Consider the following 9,059-nt stretch of genomic DNA (forward strand, 5'->3'; position numbering starts at 1 on the left):
AGTTTCAGAGTATGGACAGTGCAACTGATCAAACGCCGGTCAAGTCGTTCGTTTTTGGCCACTGGCAATTGCTTGGCGATGGAACGCTGATGCGAGATGGACAAGGAGTTCATGTTCCACCCAAAGAGTTGAGCGTTTTGCGTCTGTTGCTGGTGTCAGCGGGCGCAGTGCTCGGCAAGGACCATTTGCTGGACCGGGTATGGCCCGGAATGGATGCCGCCGAGGAGTCGTTGACCCGCTGCATTTACGCCTTGCGCAAACTGCTTAAGGAAAACAAGGATTTCATTTCGACTGTGTACGGTCAGGGTTATCGATTGACCTGTCCGGTCGTTGTGCTTGATGCGCCAAGCCAGGCGCGGATCGCGGCACCTTCGTTGGCGGTTCTGCCTTTTCGACATCTGGGCGAAACGGCAGCGCTGGATCTGCAGGATGTGATGATCCGCCAATTGACCGCGGCGTTCGGCGAGGCGTTACACATCATCCCCTCGGGATTGATGGCAGCCTGCACGCCATCGGTGGATGTGCGCTCACTGGTGGGGCAGTTATCGGCGGACTACTGCCTGAGCGGGCGCTATATCGACAGGGGGGGGCAGCACCAATGGTCGATCGAACTGATCCGGGGAAGTGATCAGGTTCTTTTGCATGGACAGACGCTGAACGCCTGTGATCTCGGGGAAGCACTGGGTGTTTTGACCTGTGTGGTCGCGCAGCGTGTTCCGAGGCTGCGTCCTGTCGGAGGCACTTGTGCGTCCTATCCGGCGGCGGTGGCTTATCTCAATGGCTTGTGCAGCGTGCAGCACCACACGCCGCAAAGCCTGCGTGATGCCTTGGTACAGTTTCGACAATGCCTCAAGCAGGATGCCGGGTATGCGCCTGCCTGGTGCGGAGTGGCTGATGCATGGCTGGGGCAGGCGATGATCGGCCTGTGTTATCAAGGGCGCGCTATTGAAGAAGCCCAATCGGCGATAGCCAATGCCTTGGCGCTGGACCCAGGCAGCTCTCTGGCGTTGACGCGCCTGGCGCTGCTTACCAGTCTTCGCGGCTGCGAGCAGGCGGCCCAGGTACTTTTCCGCCGCTGTTTAGCGACTGCAGACGAGGCTGACGTTCACTACTTTCATGCATGGCACCACTGGTTCTGGCGGCGCAATGTGCAAGCGGCGCAAAGTATCGACAAGTGCCTGCATCATGATCCGGATTGCGTACGGGCACAGGTCTTGCGCGTGCGTATTGCGTTTGCGCAGAGTCCCGCAGAAACGGTGTTCATGGCGCGTCAAGCCTTGCAGCAACGTGGTGCGTCCAATCCATTGCTGGTGATTCTGCATGCCTTGGTGCTGGCGTATTTCGGTCAGCATCAGGCCGCCTGGCATGAACTCGATCAAGCTGGCCTGGCTGAAAGTGCTGTCGGTGAGCAAGGGCTGGCAGCCTGGAATGTGTTATTCGGCGGCAACCCCCTCATCGCCCGCAGCCAGTATGCAAACTGGTTGCGCCTGATGAAGGCGCCAGCGATCGGCGCGGGGCAGGGTGGGGCAGTCGTCGCGCCACTCTGGCAATCCTTGCTGCGCTCGTCAGATCTTCGGTTTCGGGAACCGACGCAGGGTGTTCCGTTACAGGATCGGCCGGCACTCGATGATGGACGGCGTCTGGCATGAGGCCGTGGAGGATCAAATGGTTGATCGTGATGCTGTGCCTGGGGGCGGCTCAGGCGCATGCCTATTGCTGGAGCCGAGCCGGGGAGCAACATTCAATCGAACCCGAACTGCTTCGGGCGATTGCCGATGTCGAATCAGGGCTGCTATCGGATGCGATCAACCATAACAAGGACGGCACGCGCGATATCGGGCTCATGCAGATCAACAGCAGCCATCTGCCCCGATTGAAGACTCAGGGCATCACCGAGCAGCGGCTGCTGGAGGAGCCTTGCTTGTCGGTCGAGGTCGGTGCGTCGGTGCTGGCCGGTTTTATCGCCCGGTACGGCTACAACTGGACGGCGGTGGGTGCCTACAACGCTGGCAATTCTCCTCGCCGTCAAGCCGCACGTCTTCGCTATGCGCGCAAGGTCTGGCAGCGCTATCAAGCGTTCATGGTGCCTTGAAGGGGCTGGCTGGAGATTCTGATCCTCTGCGCAGCGCAATCGGCAGAATTCGATCAGGAATCTCGCCGTCAGCTCTTCTACCTTGTCCGCTCATTTCACAGCTCCGGAGCTTGAACGGTGACAGTTCTGACGGCCCCCACCCAGCAACCTTGCGTCCTGCGGATACTCAATGGTCCGCTGCAAGGCTGCGAATTCCCCCTTGGCGAATCCATTACCCTGTTCGTGGTCGGGGCTCTGGATCTGTTGGGGGAGGGGGCGCTGACGGCCAGCGTTCCGGCGCAGGCCATCTTCATTCCACTGGAGGAAGGTGGGTGCAATTTCGAGGTGCTGGCCGATCAAGCTACGGCGGATGGTCTGCCGGTGCGGCTGCTCAATGACTCGGCCGAAATACGTCATTGCGCCTTTCACGCCAGGGAGCAGATTGGCGGTCTGCGCATTGCGGTACGTCCTGAAAACCAACCCTGGGCGCCTGAATACCTGCAACAGCCACCTGACGCCTCAGTCCCTGCTGCCACGCAAGTCCGCTGGCGGACCTCTTGGATTCGATGGGTTGCCGGCGGTCTGGCATTGGCCGGGCTGGTCGTTGCGATGGGGTTCTGGTCGTTGCAGGAACCGGCGCCGGAAACCGATATCCGCGCATTGATCGCAGGTGCCAGCGCAGAAGTTGAAGTGCTGCGCGGTCGTGACGAGTCGGTTTACGTGTTTGTGTCTTCCGAACGCGACGCCAGCTGGAGTCGACAGGTGTTGATGCGCCACAACACGCTGAACGGCAAAGTGCTGGTCATGGATCAGGAGCGTCGCCGGCTGGAGCAGTTGCTGACTGACCACGATCCACAACTGGCTTGGCATTCCATTGATCTGAAGGCCCCGTCCCAGCCGCGACTGCTGCTCAGCACGCAACGCAATCTGCTGACCCCCGACAAGCAAAAGGAACTGCTTGATGCGCTGCTCGAGGTGGCGCCCTATGCCCAGGATATCGCGGTGCAACTTCAGGATGACCATCGGCTTGCAGAACTGGCCGAGGAAGGTTTGCAGCGCCTTTCTCTAGGCTTCAGTCGGGTCGAGCAGGGGGACAGTGTCACGTTTGCGGTGACAGGCAACTTGCAGGATTCGCAATGGGCGGCGGCTCGCCAATACGTCGACAGCTTTTACCGGCAGTGGGGTGATCGCTACGTGCATTTCACTGTCGAGCTTCAGGACGATTCGCTCGAAGGCAAGTCGTTTCAAACCGGCCCGCAAGGCTACATCAAGATGACCTCGTCATCGTGGCATTTTCCAACACAACACTAAGAGGTGACGCATGGCTGACATTGGTATCCCCATCGATTTTCCCGATGATTTTCTTGGGCGGCAGGCTCAAGCATTCGAAAACGGTGCAAAAGACCTCAAGGATGCGCTGGATGAAGCGCTGGAGAAACTCAAGCTTGATGCATCGGATCCGGGGTTGCTGGCCGCCTATCAGGCCGCATTTTCCTCCTATACGGTATTCCGCAACGCCCAGACCAACACGATCAAAGGCTTCAAGGATATCGACATGGCGATTATCCAGGCGGCTCGCTGACTTTTCCTTTTTCCACGGCCATCGGCACGTGACGATGGCCATTTTCATGAGTGCATCGCATGTCTATTCAACACACTTCCGCTTTGTTAACCCAACGAACGGCGTTGACAGAATTGCGCGGCCCGCAGGAAGGGCCGATCGTTTCCCTGGAGTCGCGCTTGATCGAAGCGTTCGCCGGTTCCGCAGTCAGCAGCGAGCAGGACGTTTCAGCGATCAACCAAATGATGCAACACCCGGACATCACCAACCCCGAAATGCTGAGCCAATTGCAGGAGCTGACCGGGCAATACAACGTGGACATCAATTTGCTCAACGTGCTGGTGCGCAAGGCGGTGGGCACGGCTGAAACGCTATTGCGTGCTTCATGAAGCTTGGGGTGCTGTTGATGCTGCTGTGTCTGGCGCTGGCGGGGTGTCGGCAGCCGAACCTGCTGGAAGGGCTGGACCAGCAGCAGGCCAATGAAGTGCTGTCGGTCCTGCAACGCAACAATATCGCGGCGGTGAAGGTCGACGCCGGTAAAACCGGCTACGCGGTGAAGATCGATCAGGTCGATTTTTCCGCCGCCGTCGATTTGCTCAACCTCTATTCCTTGCCTTCCCGGCCACGTGTTCAAGTAGCGGAGATGTTTCCCGCCGACTCGCTGGTGGCCTCGCCCCGCGCGGAAAAAGCCCGGCTGTATTCCGCACTCGAGCAGCGCATCGAACAATCGCTGGGTGTGCTCGAAGGCGTGGTTTCTGCGCGGGTGCATGTCAGTTACGACCTTGACGCCGGTGAAGGTGGGCGCAAGTCACCGCCTATTCACCTCTCGGCGGTGGTGATCCACGAACGGGACGCCGAACCGCAGTTGCTGATCACCGACATCAAGCGCTTTCTCAAGAACAGTTTTGCGGCGGTCGAGTACGAAAACATTTCAGTCATTCCGAGCAAGCGTTCACCGACACAGCATGTCGCGCCGTCCGTGGCGGCAACGCAGGGGCAACCGCATTGGATGTGGTTATTGACCGTGATCGCCGGATTGCTGTTGGCGGGTGGCGCAGCCTGGGCCTATCGCCAATCGGGAGCAGGACGGCGTGATGTCGCACGCTGAGTGTCTTCAGGCAATTGTCGCCGAGCCCCTGGGTTATCTGCATCCGCAGCGCCTGACTGTTCCCCCGGGGTTCGAAGGAGGCGAGGCACGGGAGCTGCTCAACCGGATCCTGCTGGAAGGCCTCGAACTGCAAGGCCCCTGGCCTTCGACGCCGCTGAGCGCCGTGGCCATTCAATGGGTTCGCCATTGGCGACAACTGCCGTCTATCGCCAGGCTGATGGGCGCTTATCGCTTGATGCCCGATCTGGCACGAGGTGCGGTGTTGCGATGCCTGCCATTGCCGACTCGTCGATTCGCTGGTCTCAACCTGGGAAACAGGAGTCGTCTGTCGGTCGAGCACTCGCCTGTCTCTAACGAGCAGGTCGAAGCCGCCGGTCTCAATGCGTTGTGGAGTTGGCACGCGCAGGTACCGCCCCTATTGCTGCAACGGTTGGTCCTGCAATTTCCCGAACCGGTTGTGCGCTTGCACGAGCAATGGCCGGTCACAGAACCCGATACAGCCCTTTTCTTTTTGGCGGTGCAGCATGCTCGACGCTATCCGAATCCTGACTGAACTTCCTGAGTCTAGCGATACGCATCTGTCCCGCGAAGAAATAGTCGCCGCGCGTCGGCGTCGTGCGTTGCAGCAGCAGGCCCAGCGCTGGGCCAGGGATTGTGTCGAACAGGCCCGGCATGACGCCGAAGTGATTCATGCCCAGGCCTTTCAGGAAGGTTATGCCGAGGGCATCTTGCGCGCGACCGGGCATCTGGCCAGCGGCTTGCTGGAGTCGCAAGCACTGGGACTGCATTTGCGCGAGGAGCTTGCCCGAGCCGCTCGCGATTTGCTCGCACAAGCCTTGAGCCGTCCTGAATGGCTGGACGACATGCTCGAGCGCTGGCTGGCGGAGCAACCGCACGGCTCGGGCGGGGTCTTGCAAGTGCTGCTGCCGACGCATTGCCGCTCGCAAGGCAATGAACTGCGCGAGCGGTTGTGCAGGTTCTGGCCTGGCGAATTGGTCCTCGACTATCACTCGCAAGAGCGCTATGTGCTGCGGCTCGCCGATCAACTGCTGGAATTCGATACCGAAACGACCCGGCAACGACTGGAGCCGCGGTTGCTGGCGTGTGTCGCCAACCTGCCCGAGTCGGTTCGCACCCTCGACCAACAATCGATACAGGCGCTCACGGACTTGTGTTCGACCTACACCCAGACAACCCCGACCGAGGTTCGTCATGAAAATTAATTCATTGAGCGGTTCCGGCACGCTTGAGCACGGTGGGAGCCCATCAGTGGAGACGCTGGAGTCACGCTTGCTGGCTACCGGTCTCGAACTGCCCGGCAGCAAGCGCCCGGACCCTGATTTCGAACGCCTGTATCAGCAACTGTTGGCCATGGAGGGGCAGGGCAAGCAGGCCATTTACGAGTACCTGCGCTTACTGCGGGGAGCGGATGGAGATTCGCCGGCGTACCCCACCGCCAAGGCATTGATGGCGATCACGCTACAGGTTCTGGTCCGGTTAAAGGACGAGAACCTGCAGGATTCGCAGCTTTACAAGGAAGTCAGCGGCGCCAATGCCCTGGCGTTCAGCATGGACCTGTTCGTCAAGGGGTTCATGCGGGAGGTGTTCGAGCCGATGGGGGATGAGGCGTGGGAGAAGAGTGAGTGGTGAACTGGGCAATTCTGGGAAAACCTAAACCTACAGTAAAAGGGACACGATGATGAATTCATCCATTGCCGGATCATCTGGACGAAAGATTACGTTGCCTGGAAATTTGCCTACACCCGTTATGGCCGCCCGTCGCCATTCATCTGTGATGCTCCATCCATCAACGCTGGCTGTTTCTCCGGATTTCCACGTAGCGACATTGGGCACACCCAGACAAGTTGGAGCTGCCATGGCAACGATGGACGGTCATGTAACCGTTCAGATGGAGGAGACCTATAGGCAGTTAGGCGAAACAGATCGAAATGTGGTGGGGCGAGCCAATGACTTCATCGAACACGGAACGTTGCCCGAAGAGTCGATCAATGAAGACTTTTTCGCTCGCGCCGCTGAGTTAAACGAAGCCGATCTTGAGCAATCGCGTGAAAGTCGAATGCGCACGCTGCTTGAGGCCGGTCTGGAGCTAATTGAGAAAGCCAAGGATCCAGCAATAAACCTGTTGAACGTCACGGCTCGCACAGGCCTGGTTGTCACGGTGACTACGGTACTGCGCCAGCTTGTTGGTTTTTACGTGGAAAAAGCCATCAGGGAGGGCGACTCCACCGACGCTTCACGCGCATGGGCCGTGGCCGCGATAACGATGATCGGTCCGGCCATGAGTCTGATGGGGGCTATCCGCGATGAATGCGCAGGAACGGCCACTCTTCAGACGCGACTTGGGCGGGTGTGCATGGCCAGCATAACGATGGGGGCGTTTCTTTTGTCGCACATGACCGGAGCCTCGAAAAACATGCTCACCGCTGTGATCAGTACGAATGTGTATACGGTGGCTCGAGATGTGGCCAACGCCTTCTTCCCTTTGCGGGACAATGCGAGAGCACCAACGGCCTTGCCCACCGGGGTGACTACTGCAGCGTATGGAGCTGTTCAATTTGCGTTGGAGCATTTGAATACCTTGATGCCTCTGAGCGGTGCGGGGCGGTATGCGGCGGAGCTTGGCTACAGTCTGGGGGCGGATGTCATTCAGGGCACACTGAACGCTGTCGGAGCGATCACTGACGATTTCATTTTTATCTTGTGCAGAAGCTGGTCCTCGTTATCTCCATCAGTGGGACTGGATTCGCCTTTGGCTGATTCCGAATCCCTGCAGCGAAGTGTTCTGGAAGTACGTGCGGGAGCGCGTTTGCCATCAAGGGAGCAACTGGCCAATGCACTGCTTAACGTCAGCGCGTCCCGAACGTCGGCGTTCCAGGCACTCAATCATTCATTGGGAGCGGCGGCAGTCATGCTGGCTCTTTCTGATTTGGATGAAGGTACTCAAGGTCAGCTTTTGATTCTTGGTTTGGCGATGGTTTTGATGCTCATCTACTTCCCTTTCATTTGGACCTGCTCACAGCGTACGGACAATCAATGGTCGCCTGAGCAACTGCGAGAGAATCCCTCGCCGTAGACACCTTGTGTAGTCTCGTCGCGAATGGGGAGAGGGCGATGTCATACGCGCCCTCGCCTGAGTCTCTGCACCCGGCTATAATCCCCGCCACTTTTCGCCGCCCCGAGTCCATCGCGCCCATGTACACCCTGGCCCGTCAGCTGTTGTTCAAACTTTCCCCGGAAACCTCCCACGATCTGTCCCTGGACCTGATTGGCGCGGGTGGGCGGCTGGGGCTCAACGGTTTGCTGTGCAAGGCCCCGGCGAAGATGCCGGTGACGGTCATGGGCCTGGATTTCCCGAACCCGGTCGGTCTGGCGGCCGGCCTGGACAAGAACGGCGCGGCCATCGACGGTTTCGCGCAGCTGGGTTTTGGTTTTGTCGAAATCGGCACGATCACTCCACGTCCGCAGCCGGGCAATCCGAAGCCACGGTTGTTTCGCCTGCCGGAAGCAGAAGCGATCATCAATCGCATGGGGTTCAACAACCTCGGTGTCGACAACCTGCTGGCTCGCGTGGCGGCCGCCAAATATAAAGGCGTGCTGGGCATCAACATCGGCAAGAACTTCGATACGCCGGTCGAGCGCGCGGTCGACGATTACCTGATTTGCCTGGACAAGGTTTACGCCCACGCCAGCTATGTGACGGTCAACGTCAGCTCGCCGAACACCCCGGGCTTGCGCAGCCTGCAGTTCGGTGATTCGCTCAAGCAGTTGCTCGCTGACCTGGCCACGCGCCGGGCAGAATTGGCACTGCGTCACGGCAAACATGTGCCGCTGGCAATCAAGATTGCCCCGGACATGAGCGACGAAGAAACCGCACAGGTCGCCCAAGCGTTGATCGAAACCGGCATGGACGCGGTCATCGCCACCAACACCACCCTGAGCCGCGTTGGCGTTGAAGGCATGGAGCATGGTGACGAGGCGGGCGGTCTGTCGGGCGCACCGGTTCGCGACAAGAGCACCCACACCGTGAAAGTGCTGGCGGCGGAGCTGGGCAGTCGCTTGCCGATCATTGCGGCGGGCGGTATCACCGAAGGCAAGCACGCAGCCGAGAAAATCACCGCGGGTGCCAGCCTGGTGCAGATCTACTCGGGCTTCATCTATAAAGGCCCGGCGCTGATTCGCGAATCCGTGGACGCCATCGCGGCCCTGCGCTAATCCCTGTGGGGGAGGGGGGGGGGGGGGGGGGGGGGGGGGGGGGGGGGGGGGGAGGGGGGGGGGGGGGGGGGGGGGGGGGGGGGGGG

The 9,059-nt window shown here is 59.6% G+C and carries 11 protein-coding genes; all 11 read left to right on the forward strand.

Features of this window, described 5'->3' with window-relative positions:
• Window positions 1–11: 11 nt before the first annotated feature.
• The 11 genes from ACSFE6_RS15140 (at window position 12) to ACSFE6_RS15190 (ending at window position 8,973) form a co-directional block, all read left to right on the forward strand.
• Complete coding sequence (locus ACSFE6_RS15140) at window positions 12–1,649, forward strand: winged helix-turn-helix domain-containing protein (RefSeq protein WP_435428364.1); 1,638 nt, start codon at window positions 12–14, stop codon at window positions 1,647–1,649.
• On the forward strand, window positions 1,646–2,092 hold the full coding sequence (locus tag ACSFE6_RS15145) for a transglycosylase SLT domain-containing protein (RefSeq protein WP_435428365.1): 447 nt from the start codon (window positions 1,646–1,648) through the stop codon (window positions 2,090–2,092). Before ACSFE6_RS15140 ends, ACSFE6_RS15145 begins: the two co-directional genes overlap by 4 nt.
• Before the next feature lie 117 nt (window positions 2,093–2,209).
• Window positions 2,210–3,382, forward strand: coding sequence for a PrgH/EprH family type III secretion apparatus protein (locus ACSFE6_RS15150; protein WP_435428366.1), 1,173 nt, complete (start codon window positions 2,210–2,212; stop codon window positions 3,380–3,382).
• Between the two features lie 10 nt (window positions 3,383–3,392).
• Entirely contained in the window at window positions 3,393–3,653 is a 261-nt protein-coding gene (sctF, locus tag ACSFE6_RS15155; RefSeq protein WP_435428367.1) for a type III secretion system needle filament subunit SctF, read from the forward strand.
• Window positions 3,654–3,712: 59 nt separating this feature from the next.
• Entirely contained in the window at window positions 3,713–4,021 is a 309-nt protein-coding gene (gene sctI / locus ACSFE6_RS15160; RefSeq protein WP_435428368.1) for a type III secretion system inner rod subunit SctI, read from the forward strand.
• Window positions 4,018–4,740, forward strand: a complete 723-nt coding sequence (locus ACSFE6_RS15165) for an EscJ/YscJ/HrcJ family type III secretion inner membrane ring protein (protein WP_435428369.1) — start codon at window positions 4,018–4,020, stop codon at window positions 4,738–4,740. Before sctI ends, ACSFE6_RS15165 begins: the two co-directional genes overlap by 4 nt.
• Complete coding sequence (locus ACSFE6_RS15170; RefSeq protein ID WP_435428370.1) at window positions 4,727–5,293, forward strand: secretion system protein; 567 nt, start codon at window positions 4,727–4,729, stop codon at window positions 5,291–5,293. The genes ACSFE6_RS15165 and ACSFE6_RS15170 overlap by 14 nt, the downstream gene beginning before the upstream one ends.
• Complete coding sequence (locus tag ACSFE6_RS15175) at window positions 5,265–5,963, forward strand: oxygen-regulated invasion protein OrgB (RefSeq protein ID WP_435428371.1); 699 nt, start codon at window positions 5,265–5,267, stop codon at window positions 5,961–5,963. The genes ACSFE6_RS15170 and ACSFE6_RS15175 overlap by 29 nt, the downstream gene beginning before the upstream one ends.
• On the forward strand, window positions 5,953–6,390 hold the full coding sequence (locus ACSFE6_RS15180) for a hypothetical protein (RefSeq protein ID WP_435428372.1): 438 nt from the start codon (window positions 5,953–5,955) through the stop codon (window positions 6,388–6,390). The genes ACSFE6_RS15175 and ACSFE6_RS15180 overlap by 11 nt, the downstream gene beginning before the upstream one ends.
• Before the next feature lie 49 nt (window positions 6,391–6,439).
• Window positions 6,440–7,834, forward strand: coding sequence for a hypothetical protein (locus ACSFE6_RS15185; protein ID WP_435428373.1), 1,395 nt, complete (start codon window positions 6,440–6,442; stop codon window positions 7,832–7,834).
• Between the two features lie 119 nt (window positions 7,835–7,953).
• The gene (locus ACSFE6_RS15190; protein WP_435428376.1) at window positions 7,954–8,973 is read left to right on the forward strand and encodes a quinone-dependent dihydroorotate dehydrogenase; all 1,020 of its coding nucleotides are present in this window, start codon (window positions 7,954–7,956) and stop codon (window positions 8,971–8,973) included.
• Window positions 8,974–9,059: the final 86 nt, after the last annotated feature.

It is taken from the genome of Pseudomonas baetica (assembly GCF_051216495.1).
Classification (GTDB): domain Bacteria; phylum Pseudomonadota; class Gammaproteobacteria; order Pseudomonadales; family Pseudomonadaceae; genus Aquipseudomonas; species Aquipseudomonas baetica_B.